22 protein-coding genes are annotated in these 21,722 nt (G+C 43.4%); 10 read left to right on the top strand and 12 right to left on the bottom strand.

The window, feature by feature from the left end:
• The first annotated feature begins 170 nt into the window (after window positions 1-170).
• Window positions 171-1,115, top strand: a complete 945-nt coding sequence (locus A1232T_RS05725; RefSeq protein WP_077448509.1) for a LysR family transcriptional regulator — start codon at window positions 171-173, stop codon at window positions 1,113-1,115.
• Window positions 1,116-1,226: 111 nt separating this feature from the next.
• Here A1232T_RS05725 and crcB read toward each other — a convergent pair whose 3' ends face one another.
• The 4 genes from crcB to A1232T_RS05705 all read right to left on the bottom strand — a co-directional run bounded on the left by crcB (window position 1,227) and on the right by A1232T_RS05705 (window position 3,919).
• On the bottom strand, window positions 1,227-1,601 hold the full coding sequence (crcB, locus tag A1232T_RS05720; RefSeq protein ID WP_077448508.1) for a fluoride efflux transporter CrcB: 375 nt from the start codon (window positions 1,599-1,601) through the stop codon (window positions 1,227-1,229).
• 45 nt (window positions 1,602-1,646) lie between these two features.
• Window positions 1,647-2,687, bottom strand: a complete 1,041-nt coding sequence (gene tsaD, locus A1232T_RS05715; protein WP_077448507.1) for a tRNA (adenosine(37)-N6)-threonylcarbamoyltransferase complex transferase subunit TsaD — start codon at window positions 2,685-2,687, stop codon at window positions 1,647-1,649.
• Window positions 2,688-2,897: 210 nt separating this feature from the next.
• Window positions 2,898-3,443, bottom strand: coding sequence for a c-type cytochrome (locus tag A1232T_RS05710; protein WP_244152394.1), 546 nt, complete (start codon window positions 3,441-3,443; stop codon window positions 2,898-2,900).
• Between the two features lie 107 nt (window positions 3,444-3,550).
• Entirely contained in the window at window positions 3,551-3,919 is a 369-nt protein-coding gene (locus tag A1232T_RS05705) for a hypothetical protein (protein ID WP_077448505.1), read from the bottom strand.
• A gap of 554 nt (window positions 3,920-4,473) precedes the next feature.
• Here A1232T_RS05705 and rpsU point away from each other — a divergent pair.
• Window positions 4,474-4,689 carry a 30S ribosomal protein S21 gene (gene rpsU, locus A1232T_RS05700; protein ID WP_007394316.1) on the top strand — a complete coding sequence of 72 codons (216 nt, stop codon included), beginning with the start codon at window positions 4,474-4,476 and terminating at the stop codon, window positions 4,687-4,689.
• Between the two features lie 244 nt (window positions 4,690-4,933).
• The gene (locus tag A1232T_RS05695) at window positions 4,934-5,383 is read left to right on the top strand and encodes a GatB/YqeY domain-containing protein (RefSeq protein WP_077448504.1); all 450 of its coding nucleotides are present in this window, start codon (window positions 4,934-4,936) and stop codon (window positions 5,381-5,383) included.
• Between the two features lie 40 nt (window positions 5,384-5,423).
• Here A1232T_RS05695 and A1232T_RS05690 read toward each other — a convergent pair whose 3' ends face one another.
• The gene (locus A1232T_RS05690; protein WP_244152393.1) at window positions 5,424-7,136 is read right to left on the bottom strand and encodes a M48 family metalloprotease; all 1,713 of its coding nucleotides are present in this window, start codon (window positions 7,134-7,136) and stop codon (window positions 5,424-5,426) included.
• A 223-nt stretch (window positions 7,137-7,359) separates the two neighbouring features.
• Between A1232T_RS05690 and A1232T_RS05685 the strand changes: the two genes are divergently transcribed.
• From A1232T_RS05685 to thiS, 4 genes are all read left to right on the top strand, one after another.
• Complete coding sequence (locus tag A1232T_RS05685) at window positions 7,360-7,737, top strand: sulfurtransferase TusA family protein (protein ID WP_077448503.1); 378 nt, start codon at window positions 7,360-7,362, stop codon at window positions 7,735-7,737.
• A gap of 260 nt (window positions 7,738-7,997) precedes the next feature.
• Window positions 7,998-8,864: an RNA polymerase sigma factor RpoH gene (gene rpoH, locus A1232T_RS05680; protein WP_208606918.1), complete on the top strand. Its 867-nt coding sequence runs from the start codon at window positions 7,998-8,000 to the stop codon at window positions 8,862-8,864.
• A 15-nt stretch (window positions 8,865-8,879) separates the two neighbouring features.
• A complete protein-coding gene (locus A1232T_RS05675; RefSeq protein WP_077448501.1) occupies window positions 8,880-9,245 on the top strand; it encodes a DUF423 domain-containing protein in 366 nt (121 codons plus the stop codon).
• 62 nt (window positions 9,246-9,307) lie between these two features.
• Window positions 9,308-9,508, top strand: coding sequence for a sulfur carrier protein ThiS (thiS, locus tag A1232T_RS05670; protein ID WP_077448500.1), 201 nt, complete (start codon window positions 9,308-9,310; stop codon window positions 9,506-9,508).
• Window positions 9,509-9,659: 151 nt separating this feature from the next.
• On the opposite strand, the gene hpf is transcribed toward thiS, so the two are convergent.
• Complete coding sequence (gene hpf / locus A1232T_RS05665) at window positions 9,660-10,049, bottom strand: ribosome hibernation-promoting factor, HPF/YfiA family (protein WP_077448499.1); 390 nt, start codon at window positions 10,047-10,049, stop codon at window positions 9,660-9,662.
• A gap of 497 nt (window positions 10,050-10,546) precedes the next feature.
• Entirely contained in the window at window positions 10,547-12,247 is a 1,701-nt protein-coding gene (gene rpoN, locus A1232T_RS05660) for an RNA polymerase factor sigma-54 (protein ID WP_077448498.1), read from the bottom strand.
• Between the two features lie 433 nt (window positions 12,248-12,680).
• Between rpoN and A1232T_RS05655 the strand changes: the two genes are divergently transcribed.
• Window positions 12,681-13,586 (top strand): nitrilase-related carbon-nitrogen hydrolase, encoded by a 906-nt coding sequence (locus A1232T_RS05655; protein WP_077448497.1) that lies wholly within the window; start codon window positions 12,681-12,683, stop codon window positions 13,584-13,586.
• Window positions 13,587-13,634: 48 nt separating this feature from the next.
• Here A1232T_RS05655 and A1232T_RS05650 read toward each other — a convergent pair whose 3' ends face one another.
• The 4 genes from A1232T_RS05650 to lptM form a co-directional block, all read right to left on the bottom strand.
• A complete protein-coding gene (locus A1232T_RS05650) occupies window positions 13,635-14,657 on the bottom strand; it encodes a tyrosine recombinase XerC (protein ID WP_077448496.1) in 1,023 nt (340 codons plus the stop codon).
• A gap of 45 nt (window positions 14,658-14,702) precedes the next feature.
• Entirely contained in the window at window positions 14,703-15,584 is an 882-nt protein-coding gene (gene dapF, locus A1232T_RS05645) for a diaminopimelate epimerase (RefSeq protein ID WP_077448495.1), read from the bottom strand.
• 270 nt (window positions 15,585-15,854) lie between these two features.
• Window positions 15,855-17,198 (bottom strand): diaminopimelate decarboxylase, encoded by a 1,344-nt coding sequence (lysA, locus tag A1232T_RS05640; protein ID WP_077448494.1) that lies wholly within the window; start codon window positions 17,196-17,198, stop codon window positions 15,855-15,857.
• Between the two features lie 116 nt (window positions 17,199-17,314).
• Entirely contained in the window at window positions 17,315-17,638 is a 324-nt protein-coding gene (gene lptM / locus A1232T_RS05635) for an LPS translocon maturation chaperone LptM (RefSeq protein ID WP_077448493.1), read from the bottom strand.
• Between the two features lie 459 nt (window positions 17,639-18,097).
• Between lptM and A1232T_RS05630 the strand changes: the two genes are divergently transcribed.
• Window positions 18,098-19,300, top strand: coding sequence for an acetate/propionate family kinase (locus tag A1232T_RS05630; protein WP_077448492.1), 1,203 nt, complete (start codon window positions 18,098-18,100; stop codon window positions 19,298-19,300).
• A gap of 66 nt (window positions 19,301-19,366) precedes the next feature.
• On the top strand, window positions 19,367-21,514 hold the full coding sequence (gene pta, locus A1232T_RS05625) for a phosphate acetyltransferase (RefSeq protein WP_077448491.1): 2,148 nt from the start codon (window positions 19,367-19,369) through the stop codon (window positions 21,512-21,514).
• Between the two features lie 57 nt (window positions 21,515-21,571).
• Here pta and A1232T_RS05615 read toward each other — a convergent pair.
• Window positions 21,572-21,722 (bottom strand): zinc ribbon domain-containing protein (locus A1232T_RS05615; protein ID WP_143513955.1); only part of this gene is annotated, 151 nt, incomplete at its 5' end.

The following is a 21,722-nucleotide window of genomic DNA, read 5'->3' as shown; positions in this document are numbered from 1 at the left end:
GTCTTTTTTAATTAATATCTACTTAATAACGCTCATTAATACGCTTCACCAAAAGCCAAAATCTTCACTTTTAGACCTCAACAATTTATTCTCTGATTAAGCAGATGAATATGGCCTAGATAATGCGGTAGAATAGAGTCTAAAGCCCTCTAATAAAATGATCTAAAACTATGCTTGAGCTTCGTCATTTACAAACCCTGTCAGCCTTACGTGCTCATGGTTCACTTGCCGCAGCGGCAGATGAACTTCATGTCACCGCCTCTGCTGTATCGCACCAGTTAAAAGAGTTAGAAAATTACTATGGTGTGAAGCTGGTAAATCGTCGTACCCGCCCGCTGACATTTACTCCAGCCGGTAATGTGGTGCTAAAACTTGCAGACAATATCTTGCCTCAAGTCATTAGAACCAAAAATAATTTAAAAAGATTGGCTCATGGCCAAGCAGGTCGTCTGCGCCTAGCCTCTGAATGTCACAGTTGTTTTGATTGGCTGATGCCGATTTTGAACCAGTTCCGTCGCGAGTGGTCTGATGTAGAGCTTGATTTTGCCACAGGTTTTGAGCCTGAGCCTCACCATTTATTGACTGAAGGCGATATCGATTTATTAATTACTACCAGTGATTTAGAGTTAGAGGGCATCTGTTACCAACCTCTATTTACTTATGAAAGTCGGCTGGTGTTATCCCCTACCCATCCGCTAGCCAGCAAACAAAGTATTGCGCCTAGTGATCTGGTGGATCAAACCTTGATTGCTTATCCTGTAGAAGCCAAACGCCTGGATGTGATTGCCAAATTTATGGCACCTGCTGAGGTCAGTTTTGCCAAAATACGCACCACAGAATTAACGGCCATGCTGATTCAGTTGGTAGCCAGTGAACGAGGTGTGGCCGCTCTGCCCGACTGGGTAGCCGCAGAATATGAGAAAAAAGGCTGGATTGTGACGCGACCTCTTATTTCTCCAAATAGCTCAAATAAAGACTTACCGCCCTCTATGCGTAATCAAAATAGACATGGGGTGTTCTGTCAATTATTTGCTGCCACTCGCGAAAAAAGCCAAGAGATCGCTTATATGCAAGGCTTTGCTAAGCTGTTGGATGAGCTAGTAAAGCCCTATTGAGGAAGGAAGGAAGAAAGAAATAAAAATAAAGATAAAGATAGGGTAATTAAAATGAGGCGAGCGATAGGAGGTTTGCCAAATATCTAGGCAGATAAAGAAGGAGCTAGTGGATTAAGACAACATCAGTCGAGTGACATAATATCCGATAGCAGTGGCGGTCAAAGTAAAGATCACGTGTAGTCCTACTAAGCTTAGGCCAGCCACAACCTTCCCATCGTGCAATAGGCCAAATACCTCACTGCTAAAGGTACTAAAGGTGGTCAGTCCGCCCAAAAACCCGGTGACCACAAATAGCTTAACGTTAGGATGCCAATTTTGTCCCACTTTCATAAAGACCACCATGGCCATGCCTATTAACAGGCCGCCAAGGATATTGGCACCCAAAGTACCTAAAGGAATCCAAGTATGCAGCGGATTAAACTTAGCCAGCCAAGCTCTTAAGCAGGCCCCTATGGCAGCTCCCATACCTATTGCTAACCACTGCATTTATCGTCCTTATCCACTCTGGTTATTTAACGGCGGCTCACTCAATTATACCAAAGCTGGCAAATCACTAATCGTCCATCTTGGCACACAGCTGACCGCCAAATCATCAGCCTGACCTGCTTGTAGACGCTCATATCCAGCGTAAGCAATCATGGCTCCGTTATCGGTACAAAGCTCTAAAGGGGCGTAATGCACAGTGGCATTTATCTTAGCCAACTCTTGCTCTAAAGTTTGACGCAGATGTAAGTTGGCACTAACACCGCCAGCGATAACCAGCTGCTTCATGCCTGTCTGCTTTAAGGCTTTAACACATTTTTTTACCAGAGTATCGACCACAGCATGTTGGAAGCTGGCAGCGATATCCGCTCTGACTTGCTCATCTGCATCCGAGCCTGGGGTGTCTTTAATCAGATTGTGTACCGCAGTTTTCATGCCACTAAAAGAGAAATCCAAACCTCTATGAAGCATAGGTCTCGGTAACTCATAGGCGTTAGGGTCTCCATTCTCAGCAAGTCTTGCCACATTAGGACCTCCTGGATAAGGTAGGCCTAGCATCTTGGCTGCTTTATCAAAACACTCCCCAGCGGCATCATCAATACTTTCCCCTAAAATCTCGTACTCTCCGATAGCATGAGCGGCTACCAATAAGGTATGCCCTCCGGACACTAGCAGAGAAACGAAAGGAAACTCTGGGCGATTTGCGCCTAAAAGAGGAGACAGCAGATGGCCTTCCATATGATGTACACCAATGGCCGGGATATCTAAAGCATAGGCTAAGCTACGACCAAATAAAGCGCCGGTCATAAGCGCCCCAATCAGCCCAGGACCTTTGGTAAAAGCAACGGCATCAATATCCTGCTTATCCATATTACACTGAGCCAGTAGCTCTTCAAACAAAGGCACCAACTTACGAATATGATCACGGCTGGCAAGCTCAGGCACTACCCCGCCATAAGTGGCATGCAGCTCAATCTGCGAGTACAGCACCTGACCTAGTAGCCCACTCTTACCTTCAGCAAGAAGCTCGCTATCAAAGATGGCTAACCCTGTTTCATCACATGATGTTTCTAAACCTAAAACTTTCAAGTAGCACCTACTTTTTGACAATTAAAGTGTTGTGTCATTTATTTTTTCGTTAATAATACACTCAAGTTAAAGAGGGTGTTTATAACAAAAAAAATACCGCCACGATGTATACACAATGGCGGTAGTTTAACAGATTATCAAGGGCTTTTTCAGCGCAAGATACGATTACTAAGTAGCTGTGACTGAGTATTTAGACTGCTCTAAAAAGCATTAGCTGGCCTGTTCAATCATATAATCTACAGCAGCATGAACTTGCTCTACAGTTACCCCATCAGCAGCCTGTGGTGGCATGGCTTTAAAGCCTTCAGCTGAGTGTTTGTATAAAGTCTCTTTGCCTTGAGCCAGACGAGGCGCCCAATCTTCTTTATCACCAAACTTCGGTGCTTGTAATAGACCTTTTTCGTGACATAACTTGCAGTGTGCTTCATACAACTCTGCACCGGCTTCAGCCGATAAAGGGGCTGCAGCTGCTGTTTCAGTACTCGCTTCTGACTCTATAGTTTCAGAAGCTTCAGCTTCTGGCTCTACTTCCTCTACCACTTCTTCTTCAGGAGCCACTTCTGGCTCTACTGCCTCAGGGGCAGGTTCAGTAGCGACACTTTCACTTGCAGTAGGCTCAGCTACTGTCTCAGTCTCTGCTCCATCACTACAGCCTACCGCCATGCCTAAAGCTAGAGCACCTACTAAAAGTAGTCCTGCTTTATTAAAAGGTGCCAACATGTCTTTACCGTCTTGTTGTTTATTTGTTTTTAGCATGAGAATCCTCATATTAGCTTTTAAAATTTAAGATAAAAATTGTGCAAGCCATAAACTCAGTAAAAACTGACACCCTTAATTTAGACCCAGATTAGGTATGCCTGGTATTATTGAGCTTCTTCTGTGGCTGGCGCTTCTTCAGTTTCAGTAGCTGCTTCCTCAGTGGCTTCGGTATCCGAAGTTGCTTCTGCAGCTGCCTCGTCTGTTGCAGGGTCAGTAGCTTCCTCTTCAGCCGCTACTGTCTCTGTGCCTGCAGCAGGTTCAACTTCAACAATATCTTCAGCAGCTAATGGCTGTGGCTCAGGAGCGTTTGCTCTAGCCAGTTCAGCTGCTTCTTCTAACTTATCTACCGCTTTAACTTCGTGATCCTTATCACCACAGGCAGTCAAAGTTAGAGCAGCACCAAGCATAACTGAAGCCAAAGTTGTGGTGCGAACTGCCGCTTTTTTGTTGCTTAGAAGAGCCGTTAATGACATTTGTTACTCCTAAAAGGGTTATTGATATAAGGGATATGCAATATAAATTGCGATGACTTATAACAAGTCTATCTCCCCCTTAATATAGTGTTAGTTAACTTTACTAGACAATAATATCACAACACTTTATGAGTCACTATCTTAAGCACAGCTTTTTGAGCTAATAAGCTTAAAATCACTGCGTAGCTTGCCGACAACGTAAATAATTCATTTTAGATGAATGTTTAGTATTAATTATAGTCGCTTTCAATCTACTCTTCAAACTTATTTTTAAAAGATTATTCTTTTCTGCGCCTCAAGCCTTTAGGGTCTGATAATAAAAGACTTATTATCATTGGCCTATGTTTTTATAACAGAACTAAACAGCAAAACTTGACATAACCCCGATAATTTAGTATATTCTCGCTCTTATTCTAGCATTTGCATGGAATAACTGATTTTATCCTAACAATAGCTGATGCCGTAACCCAATGAGACACTACGGCTAATACCAATCACACAGCATTGTTAATGTCCCTAGTCTCTAATTTCCACTACTTATTTAAGGAGTCTGCATGCCTTCAGTTAAGGTTAAAGAAAACGAACCTGTTGATATCGCTATCCGTCGCTTCAAGCGTGCCTGCGAAAAAGCTGGTGTTTTATCTGATGTACGTAAGCGCGAGTTTTACGAAAAGCCAACGCAAGAGCGTAAGCGTAAAAAGGCAGCAGCCGTAAAACGCTACAAAAAGAAATTACAGCGCGAGTCAATCCGTACAACTCGTATGTACTAATCAACTCTAGCGTTCTTAATTGAACATAGAGCTACCAAAACCCAGTTGTTTTGGTAATTGATTAAAAAAACCACCTTATTTTGTCGCCTCTCCCGCATACTTTGCTTGAGGTGCCATAATAAAGGTGGTTTTTTTGTGCTAAAATTTTATATCAAAACTGATATCAAATTATAACGGTAAAATACTTCGTATTGGCCGATACTAATGAATGAACTTGATAACCATAACAAAATAGGAATAAGCCATGAGTGCCTTAAAAGACCGCATCACTGAGCAAGTAAAAACTTCAATGAAAGCCCGTGAGCTAGAAAAAGTAAAAGTTTTACGTAACATACAGTCTGTGATCAAACAAATTGAAATTGATCGTAAGATTGACTTAGATGATGCTGGGGTACTAGAGATCTTACAAAAGCAGCTAAAACAGCGCCAAGAATCATTAAAAGTGTTTCAAGACAACGGCCGCGAAGATTTAGCACAAAAAGAACAGTTTGAAATCAACATCATCGATGAGTTCATGCCACAGCAAATGAGTGAGTCTGAGTTGGCTGAGCTAATTAACCAAGAAATCGCTGCCCAAGGCGCAAGCTCTATGCAAGACATGGGTAAAGTGATGGGCGCGCTAAAAACCAAAACTGCCGGCCGTGCTGACCCAGCAGTAATGTCACAATTGGTGAAAAAAGCTTTGATGGGCTAGAGCTTATTTAGCCTCCATCTTAATTGATGACTAACAACAGCTAGGGGCGAAAGTCTCTGGCTGTTTTAACTTCAGCTACCTCACTATTGAGATTTGCCAATAAAGGCTTGGGGTTAAAAGCCACAGTATTTGAGCTTTTGCTTAAATCTTCAACTTGTTTTTTCGCCTGCTGCAAAGACACTAAAGCCTCACTATATTTGCCACGCCACAACTCCCCTTTGGCTCGATAACGCAAGGCATTTACCGCGGCTATCTCCTTAACTAAGGACTGTGTTCCCGCACCACTATTATTGACCTGACCCTCGATGGCCATTAATTCATAAGCACGCTGCATCCGGTACAAACCTTCTAAGTCGTGAGGCCTGCTTTGTACAATAGGCTTCATCGAGGTGATGACCTTATTATGCTTGCCAAGTTGCAGCCAAGCATCTGCCATCAATAACTTAAGATCGCGGCGCTCAGGATAAAGATTGTAATAAGGAGTTAAGACTTTTTCTGCCTGCTGCCAGTTGCCTTGAAGGCCCGCAACCTGAGCCTCTGTTATTGCCAGTAAGATATCAAAGCTTGCTTTGTCTGAGGCAGAAGAAATTGAGGAAGTTTTCTTTAGTTTATTGAGCCTGCTTTGTGCCTCTGAATAGCGATTATGTTTGGCATACCAATAAGCCAGAGCCATTTCTGCCCCTTTATTTGTTGAGGCAGTGATGATCAACTCATTTTCTGTGGTCTGATTGGACAACACTTTTAGTCGCCACTTTAGCAGCTCAAAATTAAGTTGATGGCGCTGACTGTTTAGTCCCAATGTGGGATAGCTATTGGCACGACTTTGAGCCTCACTCAGGCGCTCAGAGCTTAAAGGGTGAGTCATAATGAAGCTTGGTAGGTAAGCATTATCACTCATATTTAACTGAGTCTTTTGATCCAAAACGCCAAAGAACTTAGGCATGGCTCTAGGATCATAACCTGCCTTTGCCATTAACTGCATTCCGATGCGGTCTGCCTCACGCTCATTACTGCGGCTAAATGCCATTTGCGCATTCAAGGCTGCCGTTTGACTGCCCATCATCACCGCCGCCGCGGCATCACCATCGGCTGCTGAAGCGGCAATCGCTGCCAGTATGCCACCAATTTGCATCAGCAGTGCTTTTCGGCTCGCTTCATCTCGATGCTCATAATGACGCTGACTTAAATGCGCCACCTCATGAGCAATAACACTGGCAACCTCATCAATACTATTAGACTCAATGACCGTTCCTGTATGGATTCCCATCACCCCGCCGGGAATAGCAAAGGCATTAATACTGGCATTATTGATGACCATTAACGCCAGTGGTGCTTGATTTCGAGCTTGGGCGTTGATTTGCCAAGCCATAGACTCTAGCTGCTCTTGCGACCAAGGATCATTGATTAAAGGAGCACTTTTTCCCAAACGCTGTAATGACCACTCCCCTAATGCCTTATGTTTATTTACCTCAATAAAACGGCCACCGCCACTGCCCAATTCTGGTAAGCTAAATGTAGGGGAGTCCATTGAGTTTGGACTAGAATATAAGGAGGTATTCTCAAACCAGTTATAACCCGTCTGACTACGACCCGTCTTCATATTGGCCACAGCTGAATGGGCTACGGCGGAGTGACCCATGGCAAATATCCCAGCCAATAAGACACCAGACGCCCCCGCCTTCTGACCGATAATTCTGAAGGGCGATTTCAATAAAGACTTCTTGTCTTGAGTGTTTGGCTGAAAAGGGAGCAAATATCTATTCCTTAAAGTACTGGCCATAAAGTTCTTGAAAGTCGGCTTGAATTTTACCTATAAAGCATCATTATTAAACCCACTTTTGATAATAACATGTTAACCGGTTAACCTTATACCATCTTATCTGGGGTGTAATTTTTTATAATCGCTATTTTTTAGCGGACTCTTATTTTTATCCCCTTTCATTGATTCATGCATTTACTTAATAATATGGCCTTCTATGATAAATATTAGCTTAGCAAATAGTGAGCATCAGGCTTTGGTACAAGGCTACCTTGACGCCTTTAGTAGCAGTGACTTAGAAACTCTTGAAGAAGCTGCTCCACAGCTAACCCTCTCAGCCTTAGTCGATGGGCGCGGAATGGCTTGTCCCATGCCTCTTTTGAAAACCAAAGTGGTACTACGCTCAGTACAGCCTTCAGAGAGTGTCTATATCCTAGCCACTGACCCGAATTCTCAAACTGATTTGGCTGCATTTTGTCAGCAAGCAGGATTAGAGATGGTGCTTAGCACCACTACTACTGAAGGTTCTGCCGATGGTTCAGAAAAACTCGATACAATCTTTCACCTCATCATTACCAAAACGAATGGTAACTAGGGGGTGCTATCCTTTACAATAGATCTCAATAAAGTTATTACTTTGAAGGTCAAAATATGGCTACTCCTAAAACAAATAAAAAAGACATGGCTAAATCAGTGGACTCCAGGGATGTCGAGCCGGTAGAGATTATCGAAATGGACGAGGACGACTTGGCCTATGATGGGCTTGACGATGATGTCTTAACCCCAGAGGTTACGGATACTGAAGAATGGGTGAGCGAATATCCCAATACCAGTACTCGTGATTTAGTCCCTGCTATGCCAGTGAACTTGTCAGCACCAGGTATTAATCTGGGTGCCTACATGAACTCTGTGCAACAGATTCCTATCTTAACCACAGAGCAAGAACAAGAGCTGGCTCACCGTTATTATAATGAAGGTGATGTAGAAGCTGCGCGTATCTTGGTTATGTCACACTTACGCTTTGTGATTCACATTGCCCGTAGTTACTCAGGCTATGGCCTGCCACAAGCAGACTTAATTCAAGAAGGTAACTTGGGCCTAATGAAAGCGGTGAAACGCTTTGACCCCAATAAAGGGGTGCGTCTGGTATCTTTTGCGGTACACTGGATTAAAGCTGAGATCCATGAGTTTGTGATTCGTAACTGGCGCATTGTTAAAGTGGCGACTACCAAAGCTCATCGTAAGCTTTTCTTTAACTTACGCAGCTTGAAGAAAACCAACAATCAGTTGACTTTAGAAGAAGCAGATGCGATTGCGGCCGACTTAAATGTGACCCGCAAACAGGTTCTAGAAATGGAATCGCGACTCACTTCTTATGATGCTTCGTTTGAAGCTCAGTCAAGTGATGATGAAGATGGTCACTATGCTCCGCAGCTGTTCTTAGAAGATGGGGTTGATCCTGCCGAAATGGTAGAAGATGCCGACTGGGAAGAAAACAATACCAATGCTTTAATGAGCGCTATGGATACTCTAGATGATCGCTCACGTGATATTGTTGAGCAGCGTTGGCTCTCTGAGCAAAAATCTACCTTGCATGAACTGGCTGCTGTGTACAATATTTCTGCAGAGCGTGTACGCCAGATTGAAAAAAATGCCATGGATAAAATCCGAGAAGCAATGACCATTGATAGCGTCATTATGCCCAGTGAAGACAACTTATAATCTATAAGGTGTAATATGAATTGGATTGCGATAGCCGCCGTCAATTTAGCTCTGGCTGTGGCGCTAGGAGCTTTCGGTGCTCATGGTATTAAAGCCATTGCTTCTCCTGAGCAAATGGCCTGGTGGTTAACGGGCACCCAATATTTCTTTTATCATGCTTTGGGCTTACTTTTGGTGGGTATTTTAATCAAATTAGGATACACCACCTCTACTCCTGCTTGGCTATTGCAAATTGGGCTCATTATTTTTTCAGGCAGCTTATTTGCAATGACCATTGGGGCACCACGTTGGTTAGGAGCCATCACCCCTATTGGTGGTACATTAATGATTATTGGCTGGATTTGGTTGGCCGTGACTGCTTTTAGGCATTCCGCCACCTAAAGCCGTATGCTCTAAATTAAAAAGATAACTTTTGGTTTAGATCGGATTTCGTAGAGGAAAAAATGTATACGATTACTGTAAATGGAGAGAAGCAACAGACTGAGCAGTTGACTGTAAAGGCTGTGCTAGATGAATTACAACTAACACAAGGACGTTATGCAGTTGAGATTAATGGGGAGTTAATTCCTAAATCTGAGCTGGCAGCTACTAATGTTGAACAAGAAATGGTGATTGAAGTGGTTCAAGCAGTGGGTGGTGGTTAATAACCCGCTTTCTTTAGCTACTTGTTTATAACCAATAATTTTGTTTATAACCAATCATTTATAACTAAAAAAGCCCTTATCTCATCAGATAAGGGCTTTTTTATAGTTTATATTACTTCAGTGTTTCGAATTAAGTTAAGTATAGGGTGACCTAATAAGCGTATGATTCATCCACTGGCTCTGCTACAGGTAGAGCAAAACGTGCTTTACGTTTTGAAGAGCGGGTTTTACGATCCATACGGGTCTTATACTTACGAACTTGACGGTCTAGCTTATCTGCCATTTCATGAATGGCTTTATACATGTCGTCATCATATGACTGTACAAACATTTCTTGACCTGCTACTCGCATAAGTGCTTCAGCTTTATGTTTATTTTTACCACTATTGCTGTTATCGCTGCGGTTATTATCTAGCGATAGAATCACTTTCATGCTTTGAATCTGGTCAAAATGTCTCTCAACTTTTGAAAGTTTGTCCATAACCATGTCTTTCATAGCGTCAGTAACTGTGATGTGATGGCCAGTAATTGAAATGTTCATAGTGCTTACATCCTTTTTATGATTTGAGCAGCTCCTGCTGACTCAAAGTGACTTTTGGTTAATGACTGACCTAATGGGGGATTCATCTCAAAGTAAAGTGATGTCATTAGTTTTTTGTCTAAGTCATTAGATATACCCTTGTTTTATTTGACTATTTTCCAACCTTATTGGTTGGTTAGCTGCAAACTAAACGGTGTAACTTGGGTATTAATGTTTCCAGTGAAATTTAAAATCCTTATTAAACTCACTTTTTCTCCCAGCCTCTGTGTTGCTTAATATTGGTTGGGATAGCTTTAATTTGCCACGAAAACGGAGAATGCACAAGCATTTTTATTGTTAATAAATGTAAAAATAACTCATATTTAGAAATAAATGCTATATAATCTGAAATTTTTTTATTTTAAAAACAACGTCTGACTGTACTAATACTGGCCTGAGCGACTATAATGATGACTTGTTAAAATATTTCTGAATCTCTTATATTTCTCACCTCTTTTCTAAAACTTTATTTTCCTTTGTGTAGAAGAACCAATATTCATCGCTTCTCTATATTTAGCCACTGTACGTCTGGCTATCTTTATCCCCTGCTGCTCTAAAAGGCTTTGTATGGCGCTGTCAGATAAAGGTGCCTTGGCGTCTTCTTGCTGTATAAATTCTTTTATCATGGCGCTTATAGCGGTAGATGAAATATCCCCTTGATCACTTGAGACATGTGATGAGAAGAAGTGCTTTAGTGAATATAGACCTTGCGGCGTTAAGATAGTCTTGCTGGTCGTCAATCTCGAAACGGTGGACTCATGCAGCCCAACCTCCTCTGCAATATCATTTAAAATAAGCGGCTTCATCGCTGTTGGCCCCTTCAATAAAAAGTCTTGTTGCAGCTTTATGATACTGGTCGCCACCTTTAACAGATTTTGATTACGCTCCTCAATACTACGAATGAACAGCCTAGCATCTACTAGGTTGTCGCGTAAATATACGTTATCTGGACTGTCATCCCCTCGTTTAATAAGGTTGGCATACTCTTGATTGATTCTAAGTTTTGGTAAGGTTTCAGGATTTAGCTCTACTTTCCACACTGCTTGCTTTGATTCTGAGTTATTAACCAAATACACCAAAACATCTGGGATATCATAAACCTCAGGCTGTATTCCATAATCAGGTTGCGCCGTAGAAAAGGCCAATCCAGGAGCAGCATTTAAGGTACGGATTAAGGCTAGGCTTGGGCCAATGTCACTATTTTTAAGCCCTGTTCTATGCATCAACTCTTTGATATTGTTGCTTACCAACAGCTGGTGCTCATCTAATAGACGTAACGCCTGCTCCCGATAAGACACAGTCTCCTCTAAGCTACGTAGCTGAATTTGCAAGCACTCAGCTAAACTCCTAGCCCCCACACCTAAGGGTTCACACGACTGAATTAAGCGAATGACCACCTCTATGTGTTCATGCTCAATGTTATCTTCCCAACCATAAAAGCTAGCCATCTCATCAAAGCTTGCTTTTAAATCTGCCATATCTGCTTGAATAAAGCCGCTTTCATCCATAGCATCGATAAGGTAATCAGCAATTAAGGATTGTTGCGGGTTTAAATGGCTAAAATTTAACTGCCAGCGTATATGATCTTGTAAAGTGACTGAGGTTGCGCCTTGATAATCACTCATAGCTTGGGTATCAGGACGGGCTAATGCGGTACTTCCATGCGTAAAGATATCCTCCCAGTCGGTATCAATAGACAGCTCCCCTAGCGTTTGACCTTCAGTAAGCTCCTCTGCTTCTCTATTTTTACTGTCATCAGCTTGGGTGGGACTATTGACCTCAACTTCCATCACATTTTGCTGGTTGTCATTAATTTCAGCACTCAAGTCATACTTATCTGTCTCTAACGATTCTGATTTGCTGTCATAACTATCATTTTCATAACCCTCGGAATAATCATTAGATAACTCATAAACTTCCTTTTGTGCTTCTGTATCTAACTCTAGTCGAGTCAGCTCTTCAAGGCTGTTAAAGTCCTCAGCACTGATTTCATCCTCCTCTACTCGCTCAAGTAGAGGGTTGCTGTCCAGCTTCATTTGAACTTCTTGCTCAAGCTCTAAACTTGAAAGCTGCAACAGTTTAATAGCCTGCTGCATCTGTGGGGTCAGCTTTTGTGCGGTAGATAGGTTCACACCTAAATTAAAAGAGGGTCTCATCATAGGGCTTTTCGTTCTCAGTTGTTTTTTTCAATCAAGTGCTGCATTCGATTTTACAAATAGCTATCAAGCGGTGATAAAAGGAGTTATTAGACAGTTAGCCTAGAGTTATATTGATTATATTTTTATATAAAGCAGCAGAACACCTTAATTATAATGACACAATACGCTGGTAAAAGAAGGAGAAAACTTTGCCACCGGTACTCATAAAAAATTACCTTAACTGGTTTTTAGAGTAAACGAGTTTACTTTTATAACAGACAGGAGCTCAATATAAAGTTTAAGTAAAGGCATAGTCTTTTTTTACTGACTTAGCGCATAGCCGTTAGGCTTATTGAGGGTCGATGGATTGCTTAATCTTTCCATGCTACTCTAATAAATATAAAAACTAATATGATGACCCTATTAATATAACGTTCAAAGACGGAAAGTAGCTATGACTCAACTTAACATTGGATGTGTACAGTTAAACAGTCAGTTTGACATTGAAGCCAATATGGCAACCATTGAAAAATCTATTATTGCCGCTAGCCAGCAGCAAGCCAGCTTGGTTGTGCTACCAGAAAATGCCTGCCGTATGGGAGGGCAAAAGCAGCTGTCTGAACGCTTTGATGAGTTATCAAGCTGGTATGCCAACTTAGCTTTTAAGCATCAAATGTTTATCGTGGCAGGAACTCTACCCTGCCCATATCGTCCAGATGGCGCAGTGGTACCAAACAATAAGTTAAGACAAGTCAGTCAAGTCTTTGCTCCTGATGGCAAGCGTATTGCCCGATATGACAAAATCCACTTATTTAGAGCTCAAGTAGCCGATGATACCGGCAGCTATGATGAGGGTAGAACCTTCGAGCCTGGCGACACCACGGTTGTCGCCCAGTGTGATATGAAAAGTTTAAATAAAGAGTTTTTACAAACAGAGTCGAGCCACACAAATGACAACTCAGGCATTTTATCTATTGGCATGATGGTCTGTTTTGATTTGCGCTTCCCTACCCTCGCTCAGAGACTTAGACAGGCAGGCGCAGATATCTTGACTGCCCCATCGGCCTTTACCTATCAGACCGGCAAAGCACATTGGCAACTTCTACTAAAGGCTAGAGCTTTGGATTCTCAATGCTTGGTAGTGGGCTCAGCACAAGGCGGCACCCATTACACTAAGGACAGCAGCCGTCAAACTTGGGGGCACAGTGCTTTTGCCAACGCCAATGGAGACTGGGTTGAGGAGACTCAGCAGACCAACTTAACTGAGGACTTTGGGCTAATTACCACCGTATTTGATGCTAAAACACAGCAAACTTGGCGTCAGAACATGCCCACTCATAACTGTCATAGACTGGCTTAGGCTTGTATTGTACCGTCATTAACTAACTGGCCAGATTGATTGATAACACTAGCTTTCCCGTTTTTTATGAGAAGCACGAGGATGAGCCTTATCATAAACTTGAGTTAATTTGGCAAAGTCTACGTGAGTATAAATTTGAGTGGTGCTGATGTCGCTATGACCTAGCATTTCTTGAACAGCTCGCAAATCGCCACTGCCCGATAGCATATGGGAAGCAAAACAGTGGCGCAGTAAATGGGGATACATATTTTGTGCAATACCAGCACGATTGGCGGCAATTTTTAGTCGCTGCTGCACCGCACGTGTGGTCAATCGAGTACCCAGTTTTTCACTGATGAACAAAGCGGTGTCCCCTTGCTCCTCCCACAGGTAACGATGTGGCAGATAGGTCGTAATGGCCTTTAACGCTTGCTTGCCCACTGGCACCAAACGTGTTTTATTGCCCTTACCGGTAACCCTAATCTCTCCTCGCTCACCGCTCTCATGTATCCGTAAATCAGACACATTCAGACTGACCAACTCGCCTACCCGCAGTCCACTACTATAAAGCAGCTCAAACATGGCCTTATCCCGTATCCAAAGCCTGGCTTGTTCCGGTGTGTCTGGCATAGGCTGCTCTAATAGCTGAGTTAGCAAATCACCATCAGCGATACTGGGCAAAGGACGTGGCGCTCTTTTTAGCTGATAGCCTGTGGTAGGATTAATACGAGCTTGACCTTGATCAATCAGCCAACTGTAAAAATGACGAATGGCGGACAACTCTTGCTGTACGCTAGAGATGGCCAAAGCATCCACATCCAAGCGCTGACCAATATACTTGGCCAGCTGCCGCTTATCACAGCGGGTCCAAGTCAGCTTGCCTGCCTCCAAGAAGCTGGCCAGCTGAAATAAGCCTGCATAATAAGCCTCAATAGTATGCTCTGACATTTGTCTGACAGACAACTCAGCCAACCACTGCTCCACTGGCAACAAAAGCTGCTGTAACTCAGCACTGATTTCAACAGTTGTCTCAGCGTCATCAGCAGGCCGCTTTTTAGGCAATTTTGGCTGTGGTGTTGGCTTAGCGTTCATAATCTAGTTGACTATCCTCAAGACTTAACTGGTTATCTTCAAGACTTAAGCAGAAGGCTTTAATCCCGCTTGGGCCATAATCCCATCTGGACTAAATACACCTTCATAAACGAAGGCTGTGGGGCCGGTCATCATCACTGAGTAGCCAGGTGACCAACGAATCAATAAGCTACCGCCATAAAGTTGGGCTCTGATGTCTTCTCCCTCATCGAGCCAGCCTTCACGAATACCCGTAGCTACTGCAGCACAAGCTCCTGTACCACAGGCCTGGGTCTCACCCACACCCCGCTCATATACCCGCAAGCGTATGTGACGCTGATTCATTACCTGCACAAAACCGACATTAACTCGTTCTGGGAAAGCGGGATGAGACTCAATGGCTTTACCCAAGGTCTCAACATCAGCCGTTAGGATATCATCGACTTTAATAACCGCATGAGGGTTACCCATACTGGCCACATACAGTTGTACCGGAGTGCCTTCAACATCTAAGTGATAAGCATTTTGGATTTTGGTAATGGCTTTTGGAGTAAAAGGAATCTCAGCTGGCTCAAAGCGAGGTTTGCCCATATCCACCTCTACCCAGCCATAGTTATCCGTAGTCAGAGTTAATATACCTGACTTAGTCTCAACACGTATGCGCTGCTTAAATGAAAGCTTACGGGCTTGAACAAAGCGGGCAAAACAACGGGCGCCATTGCCACACTGCTCAACCTCACTGCCATCTGAATTAAAAATACGATAGCGAAAATCAACATCAGGACGCATTGGCGGCTCAACCACCAACAGCTGATCAAAGCCAATACCCATATGGCGATCTGCTAACAAAGCAATGAGGTCCTTCGTGAGCTCTAAACGCTGGGTGACTAAGTCAATGACCATAAAATCATTGCCCAATCCATGCATCTTTGTAAATTCAATAAGCATTTTTTTATTCCTTAGATTTTATTTATGCCCTATCTTACCACGCAGAATATAACAATGATAATAGCGAAACGTTGCTACCAAAAATAAGCAAGCCCTGCGGTTTAGCGCCCATTACTAACCCTTTATAAATCAATTACCTCTACCAAAAACCTCCTCTATACATCTAAATAACTCACCGATAAATGGCTTAAAAAACAAAAAAACCTGCGCTCAATAAACGCAGGTTTTTTAGTCAAATAAAGGCCTTATAGCAAAGGCTTTTAGGAAAAATTAATCCAGCTCAAAAAAAGACTCGCCTTCAAATAACTGCTCAACCGTTTCACGCTTACGCACCACCTGATGCTTATCACCAGAGACCATGATTTCTGCGGGGCGAGGACGTGAGTTATAGTTACTGCTCATCACAAAGCCGTAGGCACCTGCGCCAGTGATGGCCAAGATGTCACCTACCGCCAAAGACAATAAGCGTTTTTTGGCCAAGAAATCTCCCGTTTCACAAACAGCACCCACAATATCCCAGCTCTGCTCTTCGCTGCCCTCTTGAGACTCACTACTCATAGGAATGACCGCCATTTCTGCTTGATATAAGGCAGGGCGAATTAAGTCATTCATTGCAGCGTCAACAATAGCAAAGTTTTTGTGCTCAGTAGGCTTTAGTACTTCGACCTTCGTTAATAGCACACCCGCATTGGCAACAATGCTACGACCTGGCTCAAAGAATACCTTTAATCCCAACTGCTTTAGCTTAGGCAATAAGGCATTGGCAAATTCGCTAACCTCTGCCACTTCCTCATCAATATAAATAACCCCTAAGCCGCCGCCCAAATCAACGTGCTCAAGCTCAATACCTTCTTGTTTCAATGACTCGATAAGCTCACACACCTTATCTAACGCAGCAACAAAAGGATCAATCTCTGTCAACTGTGACCCAATATGGCAATCAATGCCTACGATATCTAGGTGCTCTAGACTGTCAGCATGTTTATACGCTTTGATAGCGACATCATGACTGATACCAAACTTATTGTCTTTTAAACCTGTTGAGATATAAGGATGGGTCTTGGCATCCACATCTGGGTTAACTCGAATAGAAATCGGGGCTTTTACCTGTAATTCAGCAGCCACCGCATTTAAAGTATCTAGCTCACTAAGAGACTCAACATTAAAGCAGCCAATGCCTGCCTGCAAAGCTGCCTTCATCTCAGCCACAGTTTTACCTACCCCAGAGAAGACAATCTTACTAGGATCAGCACCGGCCGCTAATACACGAGCAAGCTCGCCTGAAGAAACCAAGTCAAAGCCTGCGCCTGCTTCAGCCAATACCTTTAGCACCGCTAAGTTAGAGTTGGCCTTCACTGCATAGCAAATTTGATGGTCAATTTCAGCGAAGCTGTCAGTATAAGCTTGATAGGCATCAAGTACCGCCTTTTTAGAATACACATATAAGGGCGTACCGTACTGCTGTACCAACTGCTGTGTCGAGACCTCTTCGATAGCAAGCAAACCTTGCTGATAGCTTAGAGTAGGCAGCTTTTTGACAAAACTCTCTGGATGAATACGCAAGCCATTTGAGGTGTGCTGTACAGTCGCCTGTGATAAGTCTGTGATGCTCATAGTATAAGGGTGTCCAATTAAGATTTAGTCTTGAGGTTAGGGCTTATTAAATCATTAAAATCAAACAATTAAAATAACGATTGATTAAAGACTTAAGTTATTTTGGCATAAGCGACTTAATAATCTTGTGGCTCTTCAGCCGCAGCTTCTTCAATTTTTTGCTGATTTGCCGCTTGTGCCGCCTTATCACTGCCCTCAACCTTATTGCCGTCATACAGGATAAAATCGGTATTACTCGGAGCGTCTTTGGTCAAGTACAACTCCCCTTTTTGACCACAGCCACTCAAGAAGGTGCTGCTTAAAACCAAGGTGCTAAGCAGGGTAAATAACCGGCTCAGCTTGCCTGTCTTTACAGCCATTTTATTTAGGCTTACTAAACAGGTATCACTTGCAGTTTGGTTGTTTTTATAGAGGTAGGTATGGAGATTAAGGTGTGGCATGAACAGCTTCCTATGCGTGTGAACGAGGGTATACAGGCGAAAATAGGGATTTTTTCTATGGTATCAAAATTCTGGATATTTACCTAAAAGCTTTTAATTATATAAATTCATATAATAAAAGAAACTTTTAATTTTTAACGACTTAACTTATTTTTAAGCACGAAACCGATGTTTTTCAAATTAATCTAGGCTATACTTAAAGCAGGTGCATACCAGCAACCAATCATAACTGTTATTAGGGCATTCTTAAACAGGGCAGTCTTCCAGCTTAATTCCTTCTATTTTGTTAAATAGATGACCTGTTCGCTCGATCAAAAGTTACTGATTCTACAATTTAAACCACACCCTAATAGGATGTTATGTGTTGGTAAAAGATGGGGCGTTATGCGCCTATTAGTTTATGACACTACTTTGGTGTTATCTCTTTTTTCTTTTAAACTTTCAATGTAAGGACACAATATGAGCAACAACATCATCACCAAACCAACTTTAGTAGTCAACTGCGGTTCGTCTTCTATCAAATATGCTTTAATTAGTGAAGATAATAAATATCGTATTACCGGTCTGGCTGAAAACTTAGGATTAGATGATGCTCGTATTGTACACAAATGCCTAGAAGGCAAAAAAACCGAAGTCAGTATCCCAGGGGCTAACCATAAAGCCGCCTTGGTACAAATCATGACTCTTCTTGGAGACCAGTCTCCTATTGCTGTTGGACATCGCGTTGTCCACGGTGGCCGTGAATTTAGCTCTGCCGTAGAAGTTACCCCACATGTGGTAGAAGAAATCAGACGCCTAAAAGAACTGGCTCCTCTACACAACCCTGCCAACGCCACGGGTATCGAGGCCGTTCAAGCCATTCACCCTGAACTACCTCAGGTAGTGGTATTTGATACCGCTTTCCACCAAACCATGCCGCCAAAAGCTTTCCGCTACGCCATCCCAAAAGAGATGTATGAAAATGACTTCATCCGTCGCTATGGTTTCCACGGCACTTCACACGCTTATCTATCAAACCGTGCTAGCCAACTGACTGACAAAGAAGGTCCTCATGGTTGGTTAATCGCCCACTTAGGTAATGGTAGCTCTGCGACCGCAGTCTACAACGGAGAAAGCTTAGACACTAGTATGGGCTTAACCCCACTAGAAGGGCTAATGATGGGTACCCGCTGTGGTGATATTGACCCAAGTCTACACATCCACTTAAAGCGCACTATGGGCCTTAACCTAGAGCAAATCGATACCATTTTGAATAAAGAAAGTGGTCTGCTAGGGGTATCTGGGGTTTCAAACGATATGCGTACCGTAGAATCTATCGCCAATGATGAGTCGCACCCAGATCAAAAAAATGCTCAGCTTGCCGTTGAGATGTTCTGCTATCGCGCTGGTAAATACTTAGCCTCTTTATCTTGTGCCCTTCCTGATCTAACCGGCATCATCTTCTCAGGTGGTATTGGTGAAAACTCAGCGACCATTCGTGCTCGTATTCTAGATGTTATGCGCCACTTCAGCTTAGAGATAGATGCAGAGAAAAACAGCCAACTATTTGGCGGCGAGGAAGACAGCTTCCATGGTCCAAGCAGCAAGTATGAGCTATGGGTTATCCCAACAGATGAAGAGCTACAAATCGCAGAAGAGACCAGAGCTGTACTGGGTCTATAATCCAAATAATAAAAATAACTTAACAACCAAACCAATATAATATATTGAACTAATAAGGATTTGTTTATGCAAACTATTTTGCTGGTACCTACCGGCCGTGGCATCGGCTTAACCTCTGCAGGCTTAGGATTACTTAAGGCTTTAGATTATTTGGGCATGAAAGCCGGCTTTATGAAGCCATTTTTGCAAGATGACTCACATGACTCACAGCATACTTTAGACAGCTCAAGCGACTTAATCCGTCACGCTTTTGGACTAACCCCTCCTCCTTCTATTCCTCGTGAGCGCGTCGAGCGTATGATGAACTCAGGAAATGTGGATGATTTGATGGAAGAAGTGGTTACCAACTTCCATCAACTAGAAGAAGACTACAACGTTGTTATCTGTGAAGGTTTAGTGCCTACCGAAGAGGTGAGCTATGCTTCACAAGTGAACTTCGCTTTAGCCACAGCCTTAGATGCCAAGGTTATCTTCGTTAGCATGGCTGACATTGAGAACCCTAAACAGCTGGCTGATAAGCTAGATGTGCATGCCCGTATCTTTGGCGGGTTAAATGGAGAGCGTACTTTAGGCAGTATCTTAATGCGCGCCAAAAACGTACCCAATACGTTTGACACTCAGCCAGTAGCACCAGGTGAAGCTATCTTGGATCTGGACTCAGAGTTCATTAGCGCCATGCAGTCGCATTCACCTAGCTTTGCCACAGAGGAGTACCATTTAATCGGTGTGGTTCCTTTTAGTAACAGCCTATCAGTCCCTCGTACTTGGGATATCGCTCAGCAGCTTAATGCCACTTGGCTAAATGAGGGCGAGGCCAAACAGCGCCGAGTTCTAAAAACTAGCCTAACTGCACGTACTATCTCTCGTGTGGGCGAAATCTTTACCCGCGGTACTCTAGTAGTTACCCCTGGGGATCGTGATGATCTATTGTTAGCCACTGCCATGGCCAGCATGAATGACATTCCTATGGCAGGGATTGTATTAACCGGCGGTATTATTCCAAACGATACTGTGTTTGAGCTGTGTCAGCCTGCCCTAAAAACAGGTCTGCCCATCATGAGCGTCCATACTGATAGCTTAGAGACGGTAACCAACTTATCGACCATCAGTAATGAGATTCCAAAAGATGACGCAGAGCGTGCAGAAACTGTGGCTCGCTTCGTGGCAGCTCATATCGATTTAGATTGGCTGAAGTCGTATTTCGAACGCGATTACACCCCTCGCCTATCTCCTTCTGCTTTCCGTCATCAGGTAGTGAAAAAAGCACAGCAAGCCAAAAAACGCGTGATACTACCAGAAGGCGAAGAGCCACGTACCATCGAAGCTGCGGCAATTTGTCAAAGCCGTGGTATCGCTCAGTGTGTGCTGATTGGTAATCCAAATGAGATTGCTCAAGTCGCTAAAAACCGTGGCGTAGATCTGCCTGAAGATATCGAAATCATCGATCCAGCTAGCATTAGCCTAGATAAATACATCAAAGCTTTTGTAGAGCGCCGCAAAGGTAAAGCCACTGAAGAGCAAGCTGCTGAACAGCTGCAAGACAGCGTAGTATTAGGTACTACCATGTTGCACATGGATGAGGTTGATGGCCTAGTTTCAGGGGCAATTCACACCACAGCGAGTACAGTTCGCCCAGCTTTCCAGCTAATTAAAACCGCGCCTCAGTACTCACTGGTTTCATCCATCTTCTTCATGCTACTTCCAGAGCAAGTGGTAGTATATGGTGACTGTGCGATTAACCCAGATCCTAATGCTGAGCAGTTGGCTGAGATTGCTATTCAGTCGGCTGCATCTGCCAAAGCCTTTGGTATTGAGCCAAAAGTGGCCATGATCAGCTACTCTACTGGCGCCTCTGGTACCGGTGATGATGTTGAAAAAGTGAAGCAAGCCACTCAAATCGTCCGTGAGCGTGCTCCAGACTTAATGGTAGATGGTCCGCTACAATATGACGCCGCCTCTGTGTTAAGTGTGGGTAAGCAAAAAGCACCAGACTCGCCAGTTGCCGGTCAAGCCAACGTGTTTATCTTCCCTGACTTAAACACCGGTAATACCACTTATAAAGCGGTACAACGTAGTGCCAATGTGGTCAGCGTGGGTCCAATGCTTCAAGGCTTGAACAAACCAGTTAACGACTTATCGCGTGGCGCCTTGGTAGATGACATTGTTTATACCATCGCTCTAACCGCTATCCAAGCCAGTAGCCCAGACGTCTAAAAGACGATCAACCAAGGCTTAGAGTAAGTCAAAAAGCCCTTTGACTTCCTCCCCTCGCTAAACCGAGGGGATTCCTACAGCTAGACGGTCAAGCCCGACCGCAAGGATGTTCTTAGCAGCATTGATATCTCTATCATGCCATGTGCGACACTCAGCACAAGCCCATCCTCTTATTCGCAAACCCGCTCTACCTTTTGGACTACTGTCA

Origin of the sequence: Psychrobacter pasteurii (genome assembly GCF_900162815.1) — a bacterium.
Taxonomy (GTDB): Bacteria; Pseudomonadota; Gammaproteobacteria; order Pseudomonadales; family Moraxellaceae; genus Psychrobacter; species Psychrobacter pasteurii.
Note: the sequence above shows the minus strand (reverse complement) of the source record. Positions and strands in the feature narration are given on the sequence as shown.

Excerpts from the sequence above, each read along its gene's own strand:
- rpoH (WP_208606918.1), top strand. The coding sequence starts at position 7,998 with ATGCCAGTGAACTTGTCAGCACCAGGTATTAATCTGGGTGCCTACATG.
- A1232T_RS05710 (WP_244152394.1), bottom strand. The coding sequence starts at position 3,443 with ATGCTAAAAACAAATAAACAACAAGACGGTAAAGACATGTTGGCACCT.
- lptM (WP_077448493.1), bottom strand. The coding sequence starts at position 17,638 with ATGCCACACCTTAATCTCCATACCTACCTCTATAAAAACAACCAAACT.
- dapF (WP_077448495.1), bottom strand. The coding sequence starts at position 15,584 with ATGCTTATTGAATTTACAAAGATGCATGGATTGGGCAATGATTTTATG.
- rpsU (WP_007394316.1), top strand. The coding sequence starts at position 4,474 with ATGCCTTCAGTTAAGGTTAAAGAAAACGAACCTGTTGATATCGCTATC.
- thiS (WP_077448500.1), top strand. The coding sequence starts at position 9,308 with ATGTATACGATTACTGTAAATGGAGAGAAGCAACAGACTGAGCAGTTG.
- A1232T_RS05695 (WP_077448504.1), top strand. The coding sequence starts at position 4,934 with ATGAGTGCCTTAAAAGACCGCATCACTGAGCAAGTAAAAACTTCAATG.
- A1232T_RS05705 (WP_077448505.1), bottom strand. The coding sequence starts at position 3,919 with ATGTCATTAACGGCTCTTCTAAGCAACAAAAAAGCGGCAGTTCGCACC.
- pta (WP_077448491.1), top strand. The coding sequence starts at position 19,367 with ATGCAAACTATTTTGCTGGTACCTACCGGCCGTGGCATCGGCTTAACC.
- hpf (WP_077448499.1), bottom strand. The coding sequence starts at position 10,049 with ATGAACATTTCAATTACTGGCCATCACATCACAGTTACTGACGCTATG.
- lysA (WP_077448494.1), bottom strand. The coding sequence starts at position 17,198 with ATGAGCATCACAGACTTATCACAGGCGACTGTACAGCACACCTCAAAT.
- crcB (WP_077448508.1), bottom strand. The coding sequence starts at position 1,601 with ATGCAGTGGTTAGCAATAGGTATGGGAGCTGCCATAGGGGCCTGCTTA.
- A1232T_RS05675 (WP_077448501.1), top strand. The coding sequence starts at position 8,880 with ATGAATTGGATTGCGATAGCCGCCGTCAATTTAGCTCTGGCTGTGGCG.
- rpoN (WP_077448498.1), bottom strand. The coding sequence starts at position 12,247 with ATGATGAGACCCTCTTTTAATTTAGGTGTGAACCTATCTACCGCACAA.
- A1232T_RS05630 (WP_077448492.1), top strand. The coding sequence starts at position 18,098 with ATGAGCAACAACATCATCACCAAACCAACTTTAGTAGTCAACTGCGGT.
- A1232T_RS05685 (WP_077448503.1), top strand. The coding sequence starts at position 7,360 with ATGATAAATATTAGCTTAGCAAATAGTGAGCATCAGGCTTTGGTACAA.
- A1232T_RS05725 (WP_077448509.1), top strand. The coding sequence starts at position 171 with ATGCTTGAGCTTCGTCATTTACAAACCCTGTCAGCCTTACGTGCTCAT.
- A1232T_RS05655 (WP_077448497.1), top strand. The coding sequence starts at position 12,681 with ATGACTCAACTTAACATTGGATGTGTACAGTTAAACAGTCAGTTTGAC.
- A1232T_RS05650 (WP_077448496.1), bottom strand. The coding sequence starts at position 14,657 with ATGAACGCTAAGCCAACACCACAGCCAAAATTGCCTAAAAAGCGGCCT.